This window comes from Bacteroides reticulotermitis JCM 10512 (genome assembly GCF_000517545.1).
Classification (GTDB): domain Bacteria; phylum Bacteroidota; class Bacteroidia; order Bacteroidales; family Bacteroidaceae; genus Bacteroides; species Bacteroides reticulotermitis.
In genome coordinates this window covers 67,812-92,988 of sequence record NZ_BAIV01000005.1, presented here as the reverse complement: position 1 = coordinate 92,988, position 25,177 = coordinate 67,812, and the positions used below count along the sequence as shown (strand labels likewise).

The 25,177-nt window shown below is 41.9% G+C and carries 20 protein-coding genes and 2 pseudogenes; 1 reads left to right on the top strand and 21 read right to left on the bottom strand.

The features are described 5' to 3' along the window. Window positions 1-28: 28 nt before the first annotated feature. The 14 genes from JCM10512_RS04170 to JCM10512_RS04115 form a co-directional block, all read right to left on the bottom strand. Window positions 29-2,887 carry a hypothetical protein gene (locus tag JCM10512_RS04170; RefSeq protein ID WP_044160685.1) on the bottom strand — a complete coding sequence of 953 codons (2,859 nt, stop codon included), beginning with the start codon at window positions 2,885-2,887 and terminating at the stop codon, window positions 29-31. A gap of 503 nt (window positions 2,888-3,390) precedes the next feature. Further along, window positions 3,391-4,329, bottom strand: coding sequence for a tyrosine-type recombinase/integrase (locus JCM10512_RS04165; protein ID WP_081741214.1), 939 nt, complete (start codon window positions 4,327-4,329; stop codon window positions 3,391-3,393). 780 nt (window positions 4,330-5,109) lie between these two features. Continuing rightward, window positions 5,110-5,451: a hypothetical protein gene (locus JCM10512_RS04160; RefSeq protein ID WP_148298262.1), complete on the bottom strand. Its 342-nt coding sequence runs from the start codon at window positions 5,449-5,451 to the stop codon at window positions 5,110-5,112. 38 nt (window positions 5,452-5,489) lie between these two features. Further along, a complete protein-coding gene (locus JCM10512_RS04155) occupies window positions 5,490-5,846 on the bottom strand; it encodes a hypothetical protein (RefSeq protein WP_148298261.1) in 357 nt (118 codons plus the stop codon). Window positions 5,847-5,884: 38 nt separating this feature from the next. Then, on the bottom strand, window positions 5,885-6,397 hold the full coding sequence (locus tag JCM10512_RS04150; RefSeq protein ID WP_044160679.1) for a hypothetical protein: 513 nt from the start codon (window positions 6,395-6,397) through the stop codon (window positions 5,885-5,887). Between the two features lie 65 nt (window positions 6,398-6,462). After that, on the bottom strand, window positions 6,463-7,335 hold the full coding sequence (locus JCM10512_RS04145) for a hypothetical protein (RefSeq protein ID WP_148298260.1): 873 nt from the start codon (window positions 7,333-7,335) through the stop codon (window positions 6,463-6,465). A gap of 44 nt (window positions 7,336-7,379) precedes the next feature. Continuing rightward, entirely contained in the window at window positions 7,380-8,354 is a 975-nt protein-coding gene (locus JCM10512_RS04140; RefSeq protein WP_244436895.1) for a Cif family virulence factor, read from the bottom strand. A gap of 10 nt (window positions 8,355-8,364) precedes the next feature. Then, window positions 8,365-9,147 carry a hypothetical protein gene (locus JCM10512_RS04135; protein ID WP_044160675.1) on the bottom strand — a complete coding sequence of 261 codons (783 nt, stop codon included), beginning with the start codon at window positions 9,145-9,147 and terminating at the stop codon, window positions 8,365-8,367. 3 nt (window positions 9,148-9,150) lie between these two features. Then, window positions 9,151-9,504: a hypothetical protein gene (locus JCM10512_RS21895; RefSeq protein WP_081741213.1), complete on the bottom strand. Its 354-nt coding sequence runs from the start codon at window positions 9,502-9,504 to the stop codon at window positions 9,151-9,153. 17 nt (window positions 9,505-9,521) lie between these two features. Then, entirely contained in the window at window positions 9,522-10,091 is a 570-nt protein-coding gene (locus JCM10512_RS21890; protein WP_081741212.1) for a hypothetical protein, read from the bottom strand. Between the two features lie 41 nt (window positions 10,092-10,132). Further along, entirely contained in the window at window positions 10,133-10,573 is a 441-nt protein-coding gene (locus tag JCM10512_RS04125; RefSeq protein WP_052517092.1) for a hypothetical protein, read from the bottom strand. Beyond that, entirely contained in the window at window positions 10,570-10,800 is a 231-nt protein-coding gene (locus JCM10512_RS21180; RefSeq protein ID WP_052517091.1) for a hypothetical protein, read from the bottom strand. Before JCM10512_RS21180 ends, JCM10512_RS04125 begins: the two co-directional genes overlap by 4 nt. A 22-nt stretch (window positions 10,801-10,822) precedes the next feature. Continuing rightward, window positions 10,823-13,867 (bottom strand): tubulin-like doman-containing protein, encoded by a 3,045-nt coding sequence (locus tag JCM10512_RS04120; protein ID WP_044160672.1) that lies wholly within the window; start codon window positions 13,865-13,867, stop codon window positions 10,823-10,825. Between the two features lie 13 nt (window positions 13,868-13,880). After that, entirely contained in the window at window positions 13,881-14,240 is a 360-nt protein-coding gene (locus JCM10512_RS04115) for a hypothetical protein (RefSeq protein WP_044160670.1), read from the bottom strand. 385 nt (window positions 14,241-14,625) lie between these two features. Here JCM10512_RS04115 and JCM10512_RS04110 point away from each other — a divergent pair, with 385 nt between their 5' ends. Continuing rightward, on the top strand, window positions 14,626-15,261 hold the full coding sequence (locus tag JCM10512_RS04110) for a response regulator transcription factor (RefSeq protein WP_158332180.1): 636 nt from the start codon (window positions 14,626-14,628) through the stop codon (window positions 15,259-15,261). A 15-nt stretch (window positions 15,262-15,276) separates the two neighbouring features. Here JCM10512_RS04110 and JCM10512_RS04105 read toward each other — a convergent pair whose 3' ends face one another. The 7 genes and pseudogenes from JCM10512_RS04105 to JCM10512_RS04075 all read right to left on the bottom strand — a co-directional run bounded on the left by JCM10512_RS04105 (window position 15,277) and on the right by JCM10512_RS04075 (window position 24,916). After that, window positions 15,277-16,242: a sensor histidine kinase gene (locus tag JCM10512_RS04105; RefSeq protein ID WP_044160665.1), complete on the bottom strand. Its 966-nt coding sequence runs from the start codon at window positions 16,240-16,242 to the stop codon at window positions 15,277-15,279. Between the two features lie 111 nt (window positions 16,243-16,353). Next, window positions 16,354-17,307 carry a hypothetical protein gene (locus JCM10512_RS04100; RefSeq protein ID WP_148298258.1) on the bottom strand — a complete coding sequence of 318 codons (954 nt, stop codon included), beginning with the start codon at window positions 17,305-17,307 and terminating at the stop codon, window positions 16,354-16,356. Window positions 17,308-17,571: 264 nt separating this feature from the next. After that, window positions 17,572-18,672 (bottom strand): efflux RND transporter periplasmic adaptor subunit, encoded by a 1,101-nt coding sequence (locus JCM10512_RS04095; protein WP_044160894.1) that lies wholly within the window; start codon window positions 18,670-18,672, stop codon window positions 17,572-17,574. A 10-nt stretch (window positions 18,673-18,682) separates the two neighbouring features. Then, window positions 18,683-21,777: pseudogene (locus tag JCM10512_RS04090) on the bottom strand (efflux RND transporter permease subunit). Between the two features lie 57 nt (window positions 21,778-21,834). Further along, window positions 21,835-23,226: a TolC family protein gene (locus JCM10512_RS04085; protein ID WP_044160661.1), complete on the bottom strand. Its 1,392-nt coding sequence runs from the start codon at window positions 23,224-23,226 to the stop codon at window positions 21,835-21,837. A 127-nt stretch (window positions 23,227-23,353) separates the two neighbouring features. Next, a complete protein-coding gene (locus JCM10512_RS21175; RefSeq protein WP_148298257.1) occupies window positions 23,354-23,761 on the bottom strand; it encodes an HYC_CC_PP family protein in 408 nt (135 codons plus the stop codon). A gap of 154 nt (window positions 23,762-23,915) precedes the next feature. Next, window positions 23,916-24,916 (bottom strand): annotated as a pseudogene (locus JCM10512_RS04075) (NADH:flavin oxidoreductase/NADH oxidase). Window positions 24,917-25,177: the final 261 nt, after the last annotated feature.

Here is a 25,177-nt window from a genome sequence, read left to right as displayed (position 1 = left end):
GCGCCTCATGATATTTAATTTAAAAAGATTAGTTCCCTTGGGTCTTTTCAACCGGAATTGTTACATAGGCTTTAACTGTGCCCCATTTGTAGGTAACTGTTACAGGCAGTCTCAAGTTGAATGCTCCAACAGCACTACCATTATTTGTATAAGTTACAGTACCATAAGCATTGGCAGTAGGAGCAGTTGGAATATCAGCTTTTCCACCAAAGTCTATTGGAGTGTCTGTTACTTTCAGGGTAGGAGCAACATCTTTCAATTTCTGATTATTGATATTACCGCCATTCAAGTCAGTAGTAATATTTGGAATATCAATTGAGATTGCAGTTATTTCATAGAACTTAAAGTAAGTTGCATTCGTATTCACGCCAAACTCTTTCTCTCTCCAGTCATTGAACTTCAACAGATCAAGCATTTTAACAACAGAACCTCCATCAACCGCATCTTGGAACCTACCAGTACCTGCAGTTACATCGATAGGACGCATGAAGTATGCTTTAAATATACCATTAGTGATCGGTAATTCCAGTTCACAATCACCTGTTACAGCCTTGATGTTGATCCATGCGAAGAATCCACCATTAGGAATTGATGAGTGTGATGCTTTGTTCAACAAGTCTTTAGAAGCAGCAGTTTCGGCATAAGTAACTTCTCCATTAGCCGAATTAATTGTTGCAACCACATCTGCATCTGCATACAATTGAGTGCCACTACTCTTCACAGTTAATGTGTATTTCTTGCCGCTCAAGCCTTCAGCCTCTTTATTCTTGTCACCATCAAAGATATATCGGTAAGCTGTAACTCCATCTATTTTAGGTTTTCCTCCAGCAAATACATTGTCTAAGTCGACAACGAATGTACAGTTATCCGAAGACTGTGTTTGTGGAACTGCCACATTCAAGCGAATATATTCTTTGTTTGCATCCCAGTATTCTGCAATTTTGTTATCAGCCGGAATTGTTACAGCCTTAATCGCATTAACTGTAGAATTAAAGGTGATGGTAACATCTCCACGCTCCTCAGGGTCGTTAGAGGTGTAAGTAATACTAGTTGTCAGTAAGCTACTAGCTTTCTTACCAGCCAATCCCTCCTTCATATCTTCTTGACCAATAGTCCAAGTCAGTAGGTCTGTCATAGTAGGATTAGTAGGATCTGCTCCTAAAGTAACTATACCTGCCCCCTTGCCGTAGTTGCCGGCCTCAACTTCCTTTATCTTATATGCAGCATTAAACTGGTTCCTATTCATTCCAAGTTTATTGTACACCTTTACGTTCATTTGCTCAACACTCAGTTTGAATTCCTTATCGGAACATTGGTTGGTAAATACATTAAAGTCAAATACAATTGGATCAACCGAAATTTTCTCCTTTACAATTTTAACTTTAATCCAACCTGTGCTGGCAACCTTATTATCTTTGGTCATTAACTGCACGCGTACCAACGGCATACGCCCTACAGCCGCAAACGGCTCACCTGTTTCATCAAATAATTTAGGATATAATACTCCTCCTTCAATTCTCGCAAAATCATTTTGCTTGGTCTGATTATCTCCTGCAATGTAATTACACAAGTGGAATGCATAACTCAACCCTAAACTTTCCATATCCTTATCAGACAGAATCTGTTCTGATGCCGGAGCTCTTAGGGCTATCCCTGCCTCGCCGTAACAGGTAATTACTAGTGGTTTCAAGTCCAAGCCTTTGGGTGAATTGTATGCTACTTCATAATCTGGGTCTGCATCAATCGCATCTGCTGCCTTCCCAGTAGCCGTTCCATACAAATAAAATTCTTCTAGGCCCTTCTTTTGCTTATCTTTGTCACCTAATACTAGATTGGTATATTTAGTTGTATATACTCCTCTGTAGTCCTGATCCGTAATAGAATTCCCGGCTTTTGTTTTAACACGGATTTTAAATCCCGTGATTTGGTTATTCTCAATTGCCTTAATCTTTTCCACATCTGCTTTGAAATGAACAGTTAGGATTCCATCAGCAACAGAATAGTCATCAAGTACAGAAGGGGCTGCATCAGCAGCTCTGGTTATATAAGAAAAGTCCTTAGAAATAACTTCAATAGACGTAATCTGCTCTCTTGTTGCACTTGATGGGTTAAGATGATAAGTACCAGTAATAACAGGTGAAATATATGAAGACTTATCAGCTTGCTCCCAAACTTCACCTGTAAATGAAGGGACAGAACAGTCAGTTTTCAGATCCCAAGAATAATACTCAACACTCAATGCCTTCATTGAAGGAACTCCTCCTAAAATAACATCAGGTTCAAAGCTAAATCCGGTAATAGGCAACACATCACAAATCATCAGATTTGTTGCTGAGTCTGTGCCATTTGTAATAGACCAACCATATACGACTCCATCTACTTCCCCCTTTATAACTTTAACTTTAACATCTTTAGAGATCGGAATTTTAACGCCTGTAGCTTGACCGTTGTATTCGATAGTCACCCCATCTTTACCTACTGTCAAAGCAGACGGATCAAACTTCGTATCAGTGTCTTTATCCGTAAAAGTAACAGTATGACTCTGCACTCCACCCTTGCTGTCGGTTAAAGTAATGGTGGCTTTATTACCATCCTGAGTCACAGCCAGCGTGTATGTTGTATTAGTATCTGTATCGGGGATGTTGTAAGTAGTAGTAATTCCACTTTGATCTGTTACGACCAACTTCCCGTCTGCAAAAGATACTGACTTCACATAAGCCAATGCTCCAAACTTAGTGTTTAAGTCGGCTAATGTCTTTTCGACTGCATCCACACGTTCATTCAGACCATTGATGTCGTCATCATAGTCTTTACAAGATGTAAATGTACCCGTCGAAGACGCTAATAGCGCTCCAAACAGGACTGCATTTAAAAACTTTTTGTTCATAATAAAAAACGTTTAATTTATAAATTAAAAAATAAGAATATAGTCCCTCGCCGCCAATTTATAACCAAGCTTGTATACCGTAAGATTTAGATCTTTGAACAACCGTCTCTTTTCTCTCTTACAATCCAATTTTACCTTATATGAATATGGTCTCAATAGCGTACGTTTAAATTTTAAGTATAAGATTCACGATCCGTTACTTTGTAGGTAACGGAAAAGCCTTTGTCCTCGTCTGTGACAGACGAAATACATGAAAAACTAGAGTAAAAATGTGGAAAGAGTTTACCCCTGTTCTCGAAAGAAAACAGAGGGGAGGAGAGTCTTTGACATAAATTAGAGGTTAACAAAACTCTAAGACAAACAATTCACAAGTTTTAGCTGTTTTATTCTCTTTTTTGGCAGGATATTGAAAAAAAAATCAATTTTGTTTGCTTGTTTTCAGAAATATGCTCATATTTGCACCGCTATATACGCCCGTTACCTACAAAGTAACAGTCTTACGATCAGGCAGTTAAGCACAACGAATTCTTCATCACGTAATCTAAGACTTGCCTATTGGCTTCATCAATTTTCTTGTCTCTAAAAGGCTTCAGATAAGTTTCGGTCACAACTATGGAGGAATGACCCATAGCTTCGGAAATAATACCCGGATGAATTTCGCAATAATACGCCGTTGTGGCCCAAGTGTGACGTGCGGTATATGAACTCAATCGCTCCTGTACTCCTAATACTTTACCAAGCAAAGCCAGCTGATAGTTAAAACTACGCAAGGCAAGTTGATATTCCCGGTAAGCAGACTTAGCGCTTTCCACACTGCGAAGTATTGGAAATAGATAAGGAGAAGAGGCATCCCGGTTCATATAACGCTCCAATATGGCGAGTGCTTCGGCAGTCAGGGTTACCGACAACGGTCGCCCAGTCTTACGACGCCGATAGGTGAGTACATTGCCATGCAAATCATTCTTACGAAGGTATGCCAAATCGACAAAAGGCAAGCCGCGAAGCATAAACATGAGCACAAATAGTTCATGTGCACGCTTGAGTTCGTCGGAAACAACACCGGAAGATGAAGGATCGGAAAATACTTTTTGCAGATCTTCATCGATCAAAGCACGACGCCGGTCGGCTCGTGTACCGGTATAGACCGAGCGAAATAGGTGAGGCACATATGCGGCCTTTCGTCGATCAATGCCACGATTGTAGACCGCACGCATCGTACGCAAATAGGTCGACACCGTATTCCAACTACATCCGCGTGCTCGAAGACTGGTTTCAAAGCGTTTCAACCATTCAGGCGTTATTCCTTGAAAAGAGAGGCGCTTGTTTCCCTGAAATACAATAATAGCATTCAAGCTGCTGTGGTACACATGTGCAGTTCCTTGATTCCCACTCTGTTGTAGCTCATTGGCTACTTGTTTCATAAATACAATAAAATTCCCCATTAATTTAAATAATATAAAATGAAAAACATCAACTAATCCCTTCGGAATATCCGAAGTAAAAGCTATTTCTTTAATTATGTAAGATAACACATAATCAATTAGAGTTCGTAAAGTGATCTGATTGAATTGAGTAACAAAGCAGAGAAGATATTACCGGTAGATACGGTTTTAGCATTGCTAAATTTCATTAATAGATAACTCCCTCTGCAAGTTTATGGATCGCAAACAGCGATTTTCGATGGGCCGAGCATTTATTATACAAAGTCTCGACCTCGCTTCCGAGCAAAATAGCCGTCGTATACTTGCTACTAGCAAGGCTCGTCAGAACGGCCCTAGAGTCCTTGATTCATATATACTTAACTTTTCAATCTGTAGAATGACTCTCATCAGACTTTTCTTTTAAAACTCAAAAATAACAGTTTTACTTCTAACAAAAAGCTAGCAAACTTTTTATTTTCTTAAAAGAGGGAGTTAAACTCCCTCTGCAAATTCGGTCTATCCCCTCAAGCCGAAAGTAACTATTTGTAAATACCCCTTATCCATGAGATAAAGAGCATAAAACATCCCCGGAAAATATTAAAACCATCCCTAAACGAGCCTTTAACGAAGTAAAAAAACCACAAGTAATTCTACTTGCAGTTCCTTTTTACGCGCACATTCTTTTGAATAGTGCTTTCTCCGATCGCTCTCCGCTTTTATAAATTCTGAGTTAAGAAAACATCCCAGTTATCCTTAATCTCAATGAATCTATGTTTGCAAAGAACTTCAGCGTTATTTGTATTAATCAAAGATGCTATCATCGATTTCATCGGCACCACCAACATCCTCTTTCACAGCGTTGTTTACCAATAAATCCATCTCTTCCTGTGTCTTTTGAATTATTTCGACTCCTTCGGGTACCTGGCTGGAGATCATAACCACATCCTTGTTATCGCCGGTATTGGTAGACGACTTCTTCAAAGAGCGGATGGCCTTGGCTTGCGTCTTACACGAACGTGTGATTTCTCCAATCTCTTTAGCACCCATTCCGACAATTTTAGGACCCGCTTTCAAATGCTTGGCATAAGAGAAGGCATTCAAGCCCAATGAAGGTAGGGCAGTTGTAGCTAAGGTAGTCAGCAACGTTAGATTGGTACAGTCGAGTGCGATATTGGTACCGGTCAGAATGAAATCAGTGTACTGTAAGAGTGCACGTCCGGTATTGCGTGCATTGCCTCATCATCAACAATAGCATACTGATAAAGAGGTTGCCCGGCATCGTCTTTCTGCCCAGTGTCGGATTGCACCACTTTATAATAGACAATGCTGTCGTTGTACGCCTGAATACGCGTATATAGCGTATCGCAAGTCAACAAATACGTATCAAAGTCCTTATTCTCCGTTAACGCGGGCAATTCCCAAACGAAACTCTTTTTTTCTTTTTTCTCTTTCTTCTCCTTTTTTTGCGCTTGCATTCCACAAGGAAGCAGCAGCATGGCAATCATCAAGAACGATGCGATTTTCTCTAACTTTTTCATGTCGAAATAAATTTAAATGATTTTATTTATAGGATGTCTCACTCAGAAATATAAACCGTTGTTTTCAAATGCTTCTGCTCTTCTAAAGAGACAAAACCGTTTTTATCATATACCTTATTCGCAGAGGTGGGGACGAAGAGTAGTCCCAAGTAGGTACCTTTATCTACCTGCACACGAAACTTTCCGGTAGCATCTATTGCGCCGAGAAGAGTTCCCTGGGCTTTCTTTTCCATGCTTCTATCAAATGTACGGGAATGAACGCCGTAAATATCGACATCACCGGCCACCACCTTGGTATTGTCTCGCCGATCGCGCACAGTACCTTCAATAACAATAAAGTTGAACGCTTCCAGTGATTTGTTTATTCTCGAAATAAAGGTCTTGTAGACCGGGTTGGGATGCAGCCGATCCAGATTGGTATAGCAAACCAACGCTTGTTGAAACGCTTCCTCGATGGTACTCATCTTATCTGTACTCTCGGACTCTTTGAGCTGCTTGATATACTGCATATACTTAGCCGCTTTTTGATCCCACTCGGTACACTCGGTCATGTGGGTGATGTTTTCCTCCAAAGCAATTCGGGTCGTGGCCACGTCGCCATCAGTACCCAAAGAGTCTAAAGCTTGTTGATAGAATCCCTGAGCAGCAACAAACTTCCGGTCTTTCGAGGCTTGTTCGGCATTAGCATGAGCTGCATAGTGGCAGAGGTGAGTACCTTTTTAGTCTTAATAACTGTTTCGACCAACTGCAACAGCACCCGGTATTTAAACATTGTTTTGGCATTCAGTTGAGCCCCTTCGCGCAACTGCACTTCCAACGTATTTGAGAAAGAACTACGCAGGCCAAAAGTCGGTCTTTTGAACTGAGAGGTGCCAGCGGCTTCGCTATTGGTATCAAAAGTCAATTCATAAACAGTTAGGCCAGAGTTGCCACTCTCCTTGCTCACCTGTACTTCCACATAGCCAAGGGACTGAAGAGGTTTTCCGTCTTCGACGACAGTTGTTCCGTTGAACTTGATTTGCAGATCGGCTTCTTCGGATGTAAAAGAAACCTTCGCCTTGCCTTCATAGGGGTAAACGGCTTTATCGTTGCTCTCGTCTACGCAGGAAAATTTAAAGGGAATCTCGAAAGTACCCATATAGCACTTACCTGCCCGAAGAACCAACGCACTGCTTTTACTGCCCTGAGCTACGGAGACTGTTACGGTTGTTTTGCAAAACCCATCGTCCTGCTCATCTTCGTTCAGGTTGTGTGTCAGTTCATATCGGTATTCTCCATTCGGTTCGCGGCCGACCAATTCGCCCCGTTCATGTCCCATGGAATGAGTGAGGCTCAAGTCTTTGTTCGGCGAGATAATTACCACCTTTGTAGCAGTAGGTGAAATAGTTACGCCGGCTACCTCTTGGGGTTCCGAATACGTTATCAGGTTATTTTGAGCTTGTAAAAGCCCTGCTGTCAATACGAATATCAACAACATACTTCGACGCATATATATTTTCATTTTACTAGGTTTGTCCCTTCCTTTTTACAGTTCTATTTCAAAGTCACCGGCTGTAAATATATCTTCTTTGGGTAGTTCGGCATCGCTACAAAACGAGGCTGCCAGGTACGCACATGTATCTGCACATTGTTGGAGTCGCGGAAATCCCACAACAGAAACAGATAACCGTCATCACTGTAACCACTGCTATTGGAATATAGCTGATGCACTGTGACGCCATAGAATCCTTCTTTGGTAGGATGCTTCACCACTTTCACATCATCGAAACGGACATTGATGTATTTATTAGCTGCAAAGCTTGTTTTAAGGCGGCTCAAATATTCTTGTTTACCTTGCTTTTTATAGCTGACTTTGTTATATGTGATGCCGCTACCATCGGTCTTTTTCACCTTGGTAACCGTGCCCGTGATAATCAAGGCATCATCACTAAAGATGCGATCAAGAAAAGGAAGGTCTTTTTCGTTATAAGCCGTACGGAAGTGCTCCACGTAGCTCAATATTTGTTGCCGTCTTTCCACTTCCTGCACAGTCTGTCCCCGCTTCATCACATTCTGGTAGATGTTTGTTCCGATGGTCAGGTTAAAACGGGTAATGGTTCCGTTGCGATCGAAGTTGATCACGCCTTCCTGATATTCATCGTCGGCTGTTGCCGAATTATCATCGGGGCGCAACATCAAGGGTATTTGCCGAACCTGATAACCACCCGACGCATTGAGGCAAGATTGTACCACTTCGGAGTCGTCACAGTAGAAGTGTACGTTTTCCCATAGAGCGGCGAGCCCTTCGCGCGCTTGCTGAGTCATATTCAACTGAGCCGTATTCAAGCTTCGGTTTTGTTTAAACGCGGAATTTATTTCAGAAAGTAAAGCGGTCGATGTGTTTTCAATCTTGCTTTTCATTCCTCCCTCAATACCATCACGTATAACTAACTGAACCGCATCTTGTGCCAACAGAGGGAACGCGTGGAATAGGCTTAAAACTAATACGATTAAATAGATTCTTTTCATTTCCTTGATCTTATTTCAAATTAAACCAATACGCTCCACAACCACTAAAGTCCGATAGATTCACTTCCTGCTGTGTATGTAGATCGGACAAAATCCCATTCTTCACCGAAACAACGGTTCTCACGTCTCCGGCACGGGTATAAAACAACAGATGATAATCGCCTGACACTTCGTCCGACGGATAGGTTCCGTACTGAATGGCGTCTTTTGCTTTCAGATCGGCAAAAACAGCTTTCATATCGGTCATATTTTTCGCGCCCATAACCGCATTCAAGCTAGTCTCTTTGGAGTCCGCACCGATCTTCTCAATGACTGCGCTCTCGATCTTATCTTTATCTTTCTTTGAAACGGGTTTTTCTTTTTCGATCTTCATCGGTTCCGAGATATCGGACAAGGCCTGCAAATCGTTTCCTTTTTCATTATCGCTCAGGATGATTTGTCCCTCTCCTTTGATCAATACAATGTCGGACTTCTTCACATAAACGAATGCACGGACATTGGCTCCCCGTTTCATGTTCATTTTGTCGGAGCATGAGCTGATATCCTGCAACACAATCTGTTGCACCTTATCGCTATTCCGCTTGGTTTTCACCCACTCGTTGATTTCGGCCACTAATAATTCGTTAGCGGTCTTCAGGGCGTCCTCTTCGTTGGGGAGGGTGGCCTCAGCCGAAAGGTACGACTGTGACTTTTTAATTTTATTAATGTGCTTCTTAACTTCCGCAGAAGCGTCTTGTCCCCACGCCGCAGTCACGCAGATCAATGCAGTCAGAAGCAATACGGTCTTTTTCATCGACTATCTTGTTTTTTTAGTTAAATTCAATTCTTCAAAAAGAGCTTTAAGATTGTGTGTAGGTATGAATATGGTAATATCGGCCTCAACATCTCCCTTCTTTTCGCCTAACAGTGTATAAGGTATTTCGGCATTTAAAACGTGATTGTACTTGAAGTGCTCATTCACGACAAACACGCACACTTTCAACTTATCGATTCCGATGTTTTCAACCCCCACATAGATATCACATTGCTTACTCCGGTTGTATGCGATCCACTGTTTCAAAGGCAGTTTTAGTTCATCTCTCTTAAATCCGTATTGACGCACCGTCAATTTAAGTGATACATCGCAGGGAGTTGCCTCGGAAAGAAACATATTGCAAATACTTTCGGCTATATAGCGGGATCATAGGCCAACGCCGGGGTTCCCTTTTCTTCTACATAATACAGATTGTTGTTGATCGATTCCAAAAAATAATCAGTTCCTCGCTGTAAGTACAATTGAGGAGCTATTTTCTGAAGATCTCGTTTATCGACTTCAGGGCTAGCCTTACTTGCCGGAACACGAAATGCAGCAAGTTCCGTCAGGTATTCGGCTTCGAGTTCTTTCAGCTTTTTACGGGTAATGAGTTGATAAGACATCGGGCAGGAAAGCCGAATCAAGACAATCTTGCCATTAGTCAGTTCGACTGTATAGCGATTGTCTTTGGCGGACATGGCAAGTGCTGTTTGTCCGCTAACCAGTCGCAGCTTTTCCAGTCCTCCCTCTTCAATCCGCACATCATCGGCCTCCATCTTCCAATTGCGTTCTTTTTCCCCTAACACAAGCAATTGATTCAAATAATCTTCCGTAAAATGATACAGCACTTCCGCATACGGGTTTTCTTTCGAAAGCAAGGAAGCTGCTTGTCGCAGCTCCTTACTTTCAAATGTTTTATGCTGCCCATAGCTCGTTTTTGACAAGAGCAAGCAGCATAAAAGTGCTGTCCATAGTTTTAATCGCATCAAATTCCACCTAAAATTATCGATTCCACATTACCATCTGCTTTATACCATTTCCCATTTGTCAAATGTCCATCTTCAAACGTTCCGATAACTTGATCACCGGGACCAGCCGTACGTCCTTTGTCATCTCTAGTATCAATGATATGGTTGGTTTTAAACTTCAAAGTTCCCTGCACATCATGCGGCTTACCATTTTTCATTTTGCCGATCCAAACAGCATAACCCAGGTCTTTTGTGACAACGCCTCCTGTTGGAGCCGGTTTTTCTATTTCAACAGGCTGCTTTACGGGTTCTACTTCCTCAATCACCTCTTCCGGAGTTTCCTGATCAAGTGTGGTCGTATCTTCTGCCTCTGTTTCAGTATCAGTATCTACGTCAACAGAATCGACAACCACAACTTCTCCTCCATCGAATGCAGCCGGATCGTCTCCTTTTATCACGAAGAAATAGACGCTTGCGCCAACAATGGCCAAGCTAAAACGATTCCGCCAATAATCAATCCAAGGGATGACTTAACTGCTTTAACTTCTACCAGATCTCCGCCGCAATCGGGGCATACAAAGTCTTCACCGATATTGACGTCAACGATCTCTTTGGAATTTGCTTTATTACAGTTGCCGATATTCAAGCATTTACCCTTCCTTACCATAGCATTATTTTGTGCCATAATTTATCTTCTTATTTATCTATTATTTAACCAATTCAATCGCTTGTAATGCGGCATCCTTAAAGAAGAGGAACTGTTCCGTTCCCTGGTTATTGCCACATTCCGGTAAGATGACATTCTTAATGAGTCCCTGAATCTCGGTCACCAACATTTTACGCTTTTCAACATGTAGATAATCCGCTTTCAGAGCTGTTGCAAATTTCGCCTTCAAGTCCTCACCGAATTCTTCTTTGAACTTATCACAAAACGGTATGTCAATAAACTTATCGGCCATGGGCTCTAGAACCTCCAAGCCTAAAGCGTCTTCTTCGACTGTTCCGTACGCGCTCAATCCGGTACCATCTTGCTTGTCGGCATATTTGATGATTCCTAACGCATATGCTAAAATCAGATAAGGTGTATAGATCTTACGCAACTCAGAAGGTAGTATGTCGTTGGCTACGAACAAACTCGGGAAAGATTCACCTGTTCCTTCGGTGTGTAATACGGTACGATTCTGACGTGCTTCATTGGGATTGGTTACCAAATAATCATACTTTTCCTTCATGAAAGGAAGTTCCTTTAAAACGCGTATCGGGAAACAGTAGGTTATACAAGCAATGGTCATTTCATTCTTAAGAACTCCATTCATATCGACTTTTACTTGTACCCCACCGGTGACAGCATTAATCAATGCGTCTTTTAGTTTTCCGGCAAATTTCTGTATCTGTTCATTTCCCTCTGCTTTGGGCAAGTTGATCAATACGATCTTACGATCAATATTCAATCCCGGTTGGGGAATCGGATTATTCTTTATCGCACGGTTGTTCTCCGTCGGACTAAAGGTTAAGAATACACCGCTTTGCTCAATGATTTTCTTGGCAAAAGCTCTCAAGTCATCATCCGAACGATATTGCTCATTCAACTGTTCGAGAATATTGCGGTTGATTAGCTTCTCATTGTTTTCTATCAAGATCTCATCGTGAATAATAATGGATTTACGGCGTACGATGGTATCTAATAGGGTGGTTATATTATCAGTTGAGATAGCCGCATTGGCGCGAGCAAATGTTTGGTCGGAACCGATCATCTTTACAAGTTCCTGACGGAACTCATCCGAGATTGACTTCTGACGGTTCTTGTCCTTAACCACATCTTTCGTGAATTTTTGTACAGCAGAGTTATCATAAAAGCGAATAATCGTCTCCTGTAAGTTGGAAATAGCTCCCTGATCCTGACAACGGCCTCCGATTTGCTTATCGGCATCGTCCAACGCTTCGTTAATTACATTCACAAAACGTTCGATCCGTCCTCTCAATCCATTCAGCTTATTCAACAACACTCCCAACATAGAGACAGCGAAGTGTAATCCTTCTACTTCACTCTTCTTAATATACATCTGCTGCATGATTGTGGCATGCGTCTGAACTAATTTATTTTTAGAAAGAAGACCACCGATAAAACCTTTACTTGACCAATCTAACTGGCTCATCGCTTTCGCTTTTTCCAATTGTTCGATGGTCTGATTCCAACTGGAAATGTTTCCTTCACACTCTTTACGCCTCAAGTCCGTACTTTCAATAATGCGGTCTATTAGCTGGCATAAATTATACAAAGACAAATCACCCGTACACCATTTGTCGAACATATACTGTTCAATCAGCGTACAGATCTCATTGGCATGTTCTTCTTTCGCTTGTGTCTTCCCCTCAAAGAAGTTTTTAACACCCACTTTACGGAAAAACTTATCGTACCCTTCCGAGCAATACTTTTCCAGTTCGTTCAAGGGTATTTTCTGCCGACTGGCTTCTTCTGTCCACACAGGAATTACACCTCCCCAATAATCGGCGAAGCTATTCCACTTTTTTTGGTCGGATTCTAAGATCGGTTTATCTAAAGTCAAATGTTTATCCGTCAGTCTCCAACGCTCCAATTGTTCCGCTTCTTTCACAAACGAATGAAAGTCGATATTGGCAGGCGTATCCCGGAAGCCCATGTCATCATTCCAATTATTGAAACGTAGCTGCAAAAGGGCTTGTCGGCCAAAAGAGTAAGTGAAGTATTCAACTATTTCCTCTTCCGGAATGACCACTCTCTTAATACCGAATGAGCTGAAAGCCTTGGAACGAACAATATCGACTACACCTTCTTTTACTTTCTCACTATTCTCATTGCGAAAGTCTTCAATATTCTCGAGGCTATACGCACGCAAGAATTCTTCCGTTGTATCATTCTGCGTTAAGAAGATGCGATTGTACAGGAAGTCCGAAACGATAATCGGCAATTGTTTATGTGATTCAACGGTCAGCCCGTTCTCATTTTCATTGCTATAAAGGATACAACTATCTACTACCTTCTTGAGATGTTCTAAAGGAACGCGCTCGTTGATTCCCGTCACGTCGTAGGGCATATACTTTTTAGTCATCAACGCGTTGATCTCTAACAGAGCAGCATATCCGTTTGCATGATAGCGTCCCGCATCCGAAGACCCGGGAGGAGTATGTTCGGGCACCATGCAATAGAGTACGATATTAGCATCTCTGTATTCATTGCGTGTTTGAGCGATTACATCTATAATAGAACCGGAACCTGTTCCCCCGGCCAAACCGGTAAATATATGAATATTCAGACTGGTAGTACTGCTAATCGCCTTTACTTTGGTATATTGACCTTTCAGGGTATTAATATAGCTTTGCACGGAACTACCAAACAGGATTCTGCCGGCACGCCGCTTTTGAGCCGCTGCGGCATCTACACTGCCTATTGTTTTCTGCATCACTTCGGGATCACCGATAAATCCTTTCAACCCCGGAAATCCACTGGGGTTGCTAAAGACGCTATGCAAGTCTACACCTTTAATAAAAACAAATTCACTTTCGTTGAAAGAGGCGTCCTGCCCCAATACCCGAAATGTGACGTCATTAGGTTGCATCATCTCTCTGGTAGAGTCTATGTATACATAACCTACCGGTAACCCAGCCCTATCATCGGCATTATATTCCTGATACAGCCTTTTACGAAAAGCTTTAAGGATTTTACCCCCTGTCCCTCCTAATCCGACAAGGATGTGATTCTCTTTTATATCCATCGCACGTTTGTTTTTATAAATTTAATAGCCTGTTTCTTAAATAATCAGCCCTTTGCTGCTCTTTGTTCTCTTTATAATAAAGAGTGCCTCCGATAACTAGTAATGCTCCCACCATCCACAGTACACGTCGCCACATATACTTATTAATAAGTGAATAGACAGGAGAGACTATGTTGGTGAAGCCATCTTTGAATTCAGATTCATTCATGTTCTTTATATACCGCTTCAGTAAGGGATATTCATTGATAATCGTTGTTTTCACAACTTCGATTTCTTTACTGTTCAAATCGATCCCATTTTCCTCTATATTTACCGCAGCCTGTATCGCAGTTTCTACTGTACCACGTACTTCTTGGCATAACCTGCCCCACAAAACAAAAAGCTCTGGATAAATAGAATAAGACTAAGCACGCCCATACCCAAAATAAAGCCAATGTCTATATGGAGTGAACGACGTGGAAATAACAGTTTCATCACCCATATACATACGAATATGAGAACAACAGTTATTAGAAGCGCCAATAACAAAGAACTTATAATATGGGTGGCAAGAGAGAGCACGCGAACTTGTTATATTTAAATGTTTTTTCCAATATTTGATTATGTGTGCAAAGTTTGTCATACAAACCGAATTAATGCACCCCTATTTAGGGGTGTATTTTCGTTTTTTTATTTGTACTTTTGAAAATTATATAATAAATATTATTATTCATTGAGACCAAATGCATGCTTACAATACACTAACGGATAAAATAAGCTTGGCTATAATTGACGACCATGAATCAGTGCTTCAGGGAGTTGCCTCTTATTTGAGAGATAATCTAGCCAATGCGCAGACATTCTTGTTTACAGAGGGTCGAACATTCTTGCAACACGTTCGGAAGCGCCCTTATGACCTCTACATATTAGATTTAGGGTTAAAAGATATCGATGGGACAGAGCTTCTCGAACAGCTTAAAGCCATATATCCCTCCGCCAAAATCATAGTCCATACCATGCGTGAGGAGATTTGGGTGGTGAAGCGTTTGATTCAGTATGACGTAGACGGCATCGTTCTTAAAAGCTATCCGCTCGATGTGTTGAAAAAGGCTATAGAGCAGGTTATGGATGGACGCAAGTATTATTGCCAACGCCTTAAATATTTGCAGAACAGCTGTAGCTTACCGACGCATGACTCTCACTTGTTTTTTGAGAAGTTTAATGCAACGGATTTAAAAATCATACAGTTAATGGCGAAAGGAAAAACGTCGGAAGAGATCGCTCTACAACTTGGTTATAAAAAGAATACCATTATGTCTTATCGCAAAGATATTTTCCGCAAATTCGATGTAAACAGCGCAGCAGAATTAGTTTCCAAGGCTATTGCAAACGGGTTTCTGGCTATTGACGAGTGAGAATAGCAAACGGGATTATAAAGCCACTTGCAGTTTGACAACGGTGCCTTTGTTGATCTCCGACTGAATCTCTAAGGTGCCGTTGATGGCTTCGGCACGTTCTTCAATGATACGCAGCCCCAACCCCGCTTTCTGCTCGCCAACGACAAACCCCTTACCATTGTCTGCAATGTCAAGCATCAATATGCCATCGACAACCTTCAACACAATATCTACTTCTCCGGTTTCCGCATGCCTGATCGCGTTACCGATAGCTTCTTGCAGGATGCGATATACTTCTATCGAGAGTTCGGAGGGAACTGTCTCCCAATTGTAGTCTTCGGGACTAATGACAGCGGTAAAGAGGATGTTTCCTTTCAGATTTTGTTGATATACGTAGTCTTTGATTATCTCGGAAAGAGTGGCGTATTGAAAAACAGGCGGCATTAACCCGTGGGAAATGTTACGTACCTCCGTATGTAGATCCGCTACCGATTGGGCAATAGGATGAAGTTTTTCTCTTCGTTCAATCTCCATCTTCAAAACGACTAACTGATTGGATACGTTATCATGCAACTCGCGGGCGAGACGGATGCGTTCAGCTTCCAGCCCATCGAGGTAATTGCGAACTAAACATTGCTTCGTCTCATTGTAAAAAGCCTGATGCTCCAGATCTTTTTGCTTCATTCGATCCGCCATGAGCAGAGCTTCTCTACTTTTCTTCAGTTTTTTGGTCCGCTCGTAGAGGAATAAGGTTGCAAGAAGCATTGTCAAAAGAAGAAATCCGGTAATAGAAAGTATACGTCTGTACTGCGCTGCTTCAAACTCTTTGTTAAGCCTGCTTATTTCAAGCTCTTTTTCCGCCGTTTCATATTTTATATTCAATTCTTTTATCTCGTGGTATTTCTGACTGTCGCTAATTCGGCTTTCGACCTTATCTTTCAACTGGTCATACTTCAATGCTTCCTTGTAGTTACCATGTTTTTCGTAAGCTTGCGACAATCTTTTATAAATACTAAAGAGGAGTTTATCTCTTTCTCTATCTACGTTTTTACTAGTTAATTGCACTTTTTCTTCTTTTTTCAAGTCACTAATGGCCTTCTGAAGTTTCTGTTACTCGGTATCGATCGAAGCTTTGACAAGCTTGTATCTTGCAAGTGAAGACGGGTGCTCTTTATCCAAGTAAGTCTCTCCCTGCTTGAAGTGACTCATAATGGCCTTCATGTTTTCCGGTTCTATCTTTAGATAAATGTCTGCCACCATCAAATGGTTCTGGCATGCCATTCTTCGGGCTGTCAGCAGATTGGGAGCGGTCTTCTTGTGCTTTTCATAGATTTCAATTGATTTTTCCAGATAAAATAGAGCTTTCCGCATATTCTTCCGAAAAGCTTGCGGTTCTTTGTTTGCCTTTATCTGGTAGTATGATGCCACAAAGGAGTAAATATTGTCATAGTAGATTTTATACGGATCATCAAACTTAATAGCAAGCATCTCTTCGACGATCTTTGAGAGACTCCCCAGATCTTCTTTCAATAGATAGGCATTGCCAATCCGATAATACAAAAAATTCAAAAAGAACTTCTTTGTATTCGACTGTTTATAATAGGATATGGCTTTATAATAATTCTCATGCGCCTTTTTCTCTTCATCTATGCTGTAATAGTAATTTCCCGTTTGATAGTATAAGGCTCCCAGCGCATCAACATTAAACGTTTGATCTTTATATTGGGCGGCAATATCAAGATACCGTTTTGCATCGTCCATCTCTCCCATTGCACTATATTGGTTGTATATCATACAGTTGAGGGTAATAAACTTAGCTTTATCTGTCTCCTCTTTCGCATATTTCGCTATCGCCTCTTCAACCGCTATCTGTTCACGCACTGGTAAGTGAGCGATTTTTTGCGTAAACTTATACTTTTCTTCTATACTGAGATCGTTTCGGGAAATTGTATCCATGATAGCGGTATAGGATGGCTTATGCTTGTTCGCACTCTGTTGTGCTTGTATTTGCTGAGTAAATAAGAAGAGAGATAAATGAATTATAATAATAGAGACTCTTTTCATAACGTGCTTTTGTATTATATATCGCTCGATTTTGTCGCAAATGTAATCATATAATTGGATAAAATCATACGATTTTCATTCAATATGCGATACAGATTACATTTTGCAAATCAGGAGGTTCCGTGGAAGCATTGGATGGTAGCACTTGGGAATCAGGTAAAAGTCGGGATGAATTTCACCTGATTCGTAGATATGTCGTTGCATCGTTTATATTCAAAAGCGTGTTGGCTTATTCAAGGCCAACACGCTTCCAAATGATTATATCTATTTTGTAGGTATAACTATATTTTCTTTCGTTTCTTCACTCACTTTGAGCAGTATCTCATCGCCGTCGTTCAAACTGCCGAATATTTCTACGGTCATTCCCTGGGATCGACCCTTTCGGACTGATACTTTCTGCGTTTTACCTTCGACAACTTTCATAATATACACCCCCATATTGCCATCGACTAAGGCTGATTTGGGAATAAAGAATGTAGGTTCTTTAGCGCGAAGTGTGATATTGGCATCAACAATCATCCGAGGTAATAAGAGCCTGTCAGAGTTTGGTATATCGACCTCAACTCGTTCTGCTCGCAGTTTAGTATCTAAAGCGCCTGCTCTACGGGCAACAATTCCGATAAAGACTTTCTGAGGGATAGATTTGGCCGAAAACCTCACGGTATCACCCAACTGCACATAAGGAGTGTGAGCTTCGGGGATTGCCAACACAAGGCGTAGCTTTTCATCTTTTTGCAAAATCAGCAGGGGTTGTTCCGAACCTTTACCCGCAGGGCCTACATAAGTACCGATATCCGTATTACGATCGGTTATCACTCCCGAGAAGGGAGCGCGTATAATGAGGTAGTTTTCCATTGCCTTTACTTCTTGATAAAGAGCTTTCGATGCAATGTATTGCGCCTCATCGGCATCTCGCCTGGCCGTAGCCTGATCAATTGCATCCTGAGAAACCGCTCCAACGGTTTCAGCAGCTTTAATAGTTCGATCATAGGTTGCCTTTGTGGCAATGTAAACAGCTTCGTGCGCTTTCATCTTTGATAGAGCGGAAGCCAATTGTGAATGAATCTCCGGAGCTTCCAGTGTCATCAAGACTTGGCCTTGCATCACTTTAGATCCGACATCGACTTTAAGGGTCTGCACATAACTGGGGACTTTGGCGTAAATCAATACTTCCTGATCGGCTACCAATTCTCCCGGAAGCCGAACCGGTATGGCCGGATTGGATTTCTCTAACTTAGTTGTCTCAAAGCTCATCGGCATACTCATCGGCTGCGCTTGTTCTACTGCTTTCTTATCTTTTGTCGAGCAAGCTCCAATTAAAAGTATACATACTGCACTCAGCAGGATATTATATAGTTTTTTCATACGACTTGTTTTATTTATTTTCATTATCAAAATATTTACTTTCTACATCTTCCGGATCAAGTGACACGGATTCTACGGATGCTTTGTTCTGTATATACGCATAAATCAAAGGGAGTACGACCAGCACCGCGAAAGTAGAAGCGATTAAGCCTCCGATCACAGCCCGTCCCAGCGGGGATGTCTGATCGCCTCCTTCACCAAAGCCGATTGCCATAGGGAGCATACCTGCCGTCATGGCGAGACTTGTCATAATAATGGGACGTATACGCAAAGCGGCCGCCTGTTTCGCTGCACTCAGTGCATCTCCTGTCTTCTTTCGAATATCCTCCGCATTGGATATCAGCAACAAAGCGTTAGCAACAGACACTCCAATGGACATAATCAATCCCATATAAGATTGCAGGTTAAGCGTAGAGCCGGTTAGGAAAAGCATTGTCAATGCGCCTAAGATTACAGCCGGAACACTTGCCAATACGATTGCCGAGACTTTAAAGGATTGGAAGTTAGCTGCCAACATCAGGAAGATCACAACAATTGATATAAGAAGCCCTCCATTCAAACTGTCCATCGTATCATCCAGCACGGGCGACATTCCGGCAACTTCGACATTTAGCCTTTGGGGATTTCTCCCAACGACTCAATAGCTGCGTTAATATCTTTGGCAGCACGGCCCAAATCTTTTTTATGAATATTTGCAATCACCGACGTATATCCCATCGAACCTTTGTTATAGCTTTCTCCATATCCTTTGCCCGGCGTGATTGTAGCCACATCTCCCAATACGGGACGGAGAGCTCCTTTGGATACCGGAATATTAGATAAATCATCGACGCTAGACATTTCATTAACGGGTATTTGTACCTGAATATCATACGCCATATTCATCATACCGCCTATCCAGAAGTTCTTATTCGTGTAACGGGATGAAGAGGTAGAAGCAACCATCGAACGGGTAATATCCATCATATCCACTCCGAGTTGAGCGGCACGTACACGATCGACATCGATGCTCAGCGTCGGATAGTTTAAGGATTGAGGTATTTGCTGATCCCGCAAATAATCGATCTCTTTGAGCTTGGCAAGAAGTTTATTGGCATACATCTCATTACGTTTCTTCATCATGCCGGCGAAACGTACTTCTATCGGGTTATTCGTCCCCTGACTCAACACTTTCTCTGTCAAATCAATTGGTTCGAAAGATACCTGCAAATCAGGCATTTTCTCCTTCAACCGTTTCCGGATATCTTCTTTCAGTTCATCGAGGTTGAGACGATTATCATTCATAGCAACCTGAAGCGTAACTTCGTGCGGACCGGCGTTATAAAGATAGATGGGACTGACCGCAAATGTAGAAGAGTGTTGGCCAACAAAAGCCGAGGTGATCTTTATATGTTCTTTCCCGATCATCTGTTCCAACTCATCCAGCACTTGATGGGTCTTTTGTTCGGTAACATCCAACCGTGTTCCTTCGGGCGCCTTGATTCGCATTTGGAACTGACTTGAATTGACTGCGGGCAGTACATCTTTTCCGATGGTAGTAAATAATAAAACGACAACGCCGATACTCACTACGAGGTAACCGAATGTGATAATTTTCCGTTTCGGGATCAGCTTCCCGATAAAGTGGACAAACTTATCTCTATATCGATCGAAAGTATTTTCTTTATGTGCTACTTTGCCACTCGGCTCTTTGATCAACCAATTGGAAAGAACCGGTACCAATGTTTGAGAAAGCAGAAACGAGGTGATCATGGCGAAACTGATCGCCAAAGCTAAAGGTTTGAACAATGCACCGGGAATGCCCGACATGGTAAGAGCCGGAAAGAAAGCGGCTAATACACTCAACATAATGAGAAGTTTCGGAAAAGCAATCTCTTTACACGCATCCCAAATCGCAGTCGCTTTTTTCTTCCCCATCTCTAGGTGCCGGTGTATATTTTCAATAGTCACGGTACTTTCGTCGACTAATATACCTACTGCCAAAGCCAATCCCGACAGGGTCATTATATTAATGGTTTGCCCAAATAACTTAAGAAATAAAACAGACGAGATCAGTGAAATAGGGATGGTAAGAACCACAATCAGCGCCGAACGCCTATCCCGAAGGAAAAGTAAAACCATCAATCCGGTGAGTAGAGCGCCTATAATCCCTTCGGCAAGTAAACTCTTGACAGCATTGATTACATAGGTGGATTGATCAAACTCGTAAGAAATGGTCACATCATCCGGCAGATTCTTCTGAATAACCGGGATCTGAGTTTTAAGCTTCTTCACCACATCCCAGGTCGATGCTTTACCCGATTTAGCGATATTGATATAAACGGATCGTTTGCCGTTGACCAAGGCATAGCCTGTCGTGATGTCGGCGCCGTCTTTGACGCTTGCGACATCACGCAGATAGACAGTCTGAACATCTCCTTTAAAAAGAGGTATATTCTCAAAGTCCTGAATAGACTTAATCGTATTGTTGGTCGGGGTCAGATAATTAATATCGCCGATCTGAACATTACCACCCGGAGCAGTGATATTGTTTTTGGTTATCGCCTCAACGATCTGATCGGGTGACATATTATGCACACGCAGAGCTGAAGGATCGACATTGATCTCAACCGTTCGGGGGCTTCCTCCAAACGGTGGTGCACTGGTAAGGCCGGGAATAGCGATGAGAAACGGGCGGGCCGTAAAGTTCGCGATATCCTGCAATTCATTATTTGTCTTGCTCGCACTTTTGAATACAAGTTGCCCGACGGGCTGCGATGAAGCATCAAAACGAATAATGAAAGGAGCCGGTGCGCCCGGAGGCAGAAAGACTTGCGACCGATTGGACAGGGCACTAATCTCGACAATTGCCTGCCCCATATCCGTATCTTCGTAGAAAGTAACCTTCATCAAAGTAAGGCCTTGCGTATTCTTAGTCTCAATGTTCTTGATGCCATTGGTAAACAGCATCATGTTAATGTACATCTTCGTAAAGTATCCCTCCATTTGACTCGGTGTATAACCGCCGAACGAATGGGCAATATAGACAACTGGCAGATTCATTTCGGGAAGAATATCTACTCGTACATCCTGGGTGGCTTTTATTCCGAAAAACAACAGCCCCATCACCAAAACCAATACGGCTATTGGCTTGCGTAATGCAGTTCTGATTAAATTCATAGCTTATTGATCGATTTCGTGAATGAATAAATTGAGATCTCCCACAGAAGAAGCCTTTAATAACAAGGCTTGCCAAACGTTGATAACCGCGATTTCATTATCCGTCTCCGCCCGGTGAAGGCTATAGAAAGATTGGGTAAGATCCGCAATCGTGGTCAGCCCGTTCTTATAAAGGGCCAAGTGTTGTTGATAGGCTTCTGATGCGGCTTTGACTTGCAAGGGAGATTCTTTCTTATAATCCAATGCATTGAGAATTTTGCCATCGGCCATGAGAGATTGGGCTTTCAACTCATTTTCCATCAGTTTATATTCATCAAGCAAAGCGGAAGAGGTGAACCGCTGGCTTTTTATTTTCGAATGATTGCGGAAAAGGGATGTAAAATTCCAAGTCACGCCCACCCCAAGTAGGTAGTTCGTTCGATCTATTCCAACTCCATCCGCATACTTTCGAGAGAAGGCCGAGGGGTTCTGCACGTAATTATAGTCAAATCCTGAGCCTCGCCCCTGTACGACTCCAAACAAGGAGAACCGGGGCATATTCTGCGATTTCAATAGTTTGATCTGCCCATCATTCTGATCAATAACTGACTGCTTATATAATAAGGAGGGATGGGTTTGCGATCCTTCGGATGCCAACGGGAGTAGTGTCGGTGATGATTTAGCGTACAGATCATCTAATTGGAATTTAGTATAATCGACACCTAAAAGAACGGCTATCTCTTTTGAGAGTTCCAGTTCTTTATCCTGCATCTTTATCAGGGTTATCTTAGCGTTGGAGACTTCGGCCTGCGCCAAGGATGCATCTACCATAGGCTTTAGTTCGCTATTGGCAAGGCTCTGTACGGTCGATAAGAACACTTCCGCACGTTCTACATTTTTCTGCTGAACAAAGACCATCCGCTGTACAGCCAATAAATTCAGGTATGCTGAAATTGTTCGTATCTGGTGTTGAAAGACTTCTTGCTGCAAGTCGGCATGACTTTTTTCTTTCGACAAACGCGATAGGTTGATGCTGTTGCTGATTTGTCCGAAAGTGAAAAAGTCCCAATTTATGTTTGCCAGATACAGGGATCCGAAGGCGGAATTCCAGTTTTGTTCGGCCAGTGGCATGCTCGTTGATGCGACTCCAAGTCCGCCAAAACCATACATGGGTCCGTTTTGGGCATTGATCGTTCCATAGCTCTGTTGCGCTGAGAACTTTAAATCGGGTAAATAATCTCGTCTGCTTGCTTGTTCTGTGGCTTCTGATGCCTTCAGGTAATTCTTCTTAGCTTTTATGCTTTCATAATTAACTGTAGCTATACGCAAAGCATCCTGCAAACTCAATGAGGTTTGAGCCGGCATAGCTTTACATAGCAAAAGCAGCATCAGAAGAACAACTATATTTTTGTTCATATTCTGCTTTTTTATAAAATTGGATATAATGATTGGTTAGTCTTTTCGTTCAAAAGACTAATACAGAAGAAGGAATAACATCCGATAGAAAAAGGATATTATACCCTCTGATAAATGCAGACGAGATTTAAATCAGATAGGTGCAGTTAAGAATATGAATCGGATTTTGTCCTCCTATAGGCGGAGCATTTGTGACCGGATAAGTTTCTTGACTTGTAAGGCAAGTGTCAGGAAGGAAACTTCCTGATAGAAAAATATCCAAAATGACAAATTGTTGAGGTGTAATGTCAACGACATGATTGGAAGAACTGTCTTGGTCTACTTTGAGTTGTACGTATTCCGTTTTATGCTTACAACAGCTTCCATCCTTCTTACATTTCTTTTGTGCACAGGTTGAACAGTTATCACAAGTATGTTTATTTATAACCATGGATGTTTTCGTCAACCGATCCTGGCAATAGACATTGTAATTGATAAATCCAATGGACATTACCAAATAGAATACAGCGAGTATGGTTAATATAAAACTTCTCATAATTATTTGCAAAGATATGATTTGTTTACGTCTTAGCTTGACATAAGCAGCAAATTCTTTTTTAAAAGACCTTAAAATAAATGTATGCTGCACTTTTATCTGAATCCCAATTCATTGATTTCTCAAATAAAAGTGCAACAAAGGTTATAAGTTTTTAGTGTCTTCGGCTATACGGACTGGGAGCAATATCCGCAGCGTCCAGTTCTTTGGCTGCATTTATGGGGAAATACGGATCTCTCAATAATTTACGACCCAGAAATACCAGATCGCATTTCTCCGTTTCCAGTAATTCTTCCATTTGCGTGGCTTCTGTTAGAAGGCCGACTGTTCCGGTTGTCATTCCACTCTCTTGCTTGATACGTTCGGCAAATGGAACCTGGTAACCGGGTGCAACAGGAATCTTCGCATCGGGCACAAGCCCTCCTGTAGAGACATCTATCACATCCACACCTTTTTCTCTCAATAACTTGGACAGTTCTACCGACTGAGCCAGATCCCATCCTCCTTCGACCCAATCGGTTGCTGAAATGCGTACCCATAAAGACAGGTCATCGGTAATAAGAGGTAATATCTCATCAATTATATCGAAAAGAATACGGACTCTGTTTGCCAAACTTCCTCCATACGCATCGGTCCTTGTATTTGTCAATGGTGAAAAGAATTCGTGAATCAAATACCATGTGCCGCATGTATTTCTATAATCTTATAGCCCGCTTTGATGGAGCGGATTGCAGCTGCTTTAAAAGCTTTGGTAACTTCTTTTATCTCATCTGCCGACAATGCGACAGGGGGCGTGTCCGACGGGAGAAAGGGTATTGCTGACGGGGCAACTGTTTGCCATGCGTTTGCACCTTCTTTAATTTGCGCACCGCCTTTATTTGCCAGATCGCAACTGGCCTTTCGGCCTGCATGAGCAAGTTGGATACCGGGCACGGCTCCATATTTTTGAATTGCAGCCGTTATCTTCTTATATGCTTCGATATGTTCATCTTTCCAGATACCTAAATCGGCATAGCTGATTCTTCCTTCGGGAAGTACGGCTGTTGCTTCCTGAATAATTGTTCCGGCTCCACCAACCGCTCTGGTTACATAATGAACATAATGCCAGTCATTCGGAAAGCCGTCTATAGCAGAGTACTGACACATGGGAGACATTACAATCCGATTCTTAATTGTAAGCTTTCTCAGTTGTAAAGGACTAAATAATTGGGACATATATTTTAAACGTTTTGAATGTGATTTTTATTTGCTTTGTTATTTCCAATAGATTCTTGAAATAAGATTTGAGGGAGCAACGGATGCATTGCCTACTTACTATAACAAATACAAAATTAGATGGTTTAGCATTTGCGGTCTTTACTTTGCTGGAAATTGTTGTCTTAGTCCAAACAATTCGTGTCCATCAAACGAAAAAGG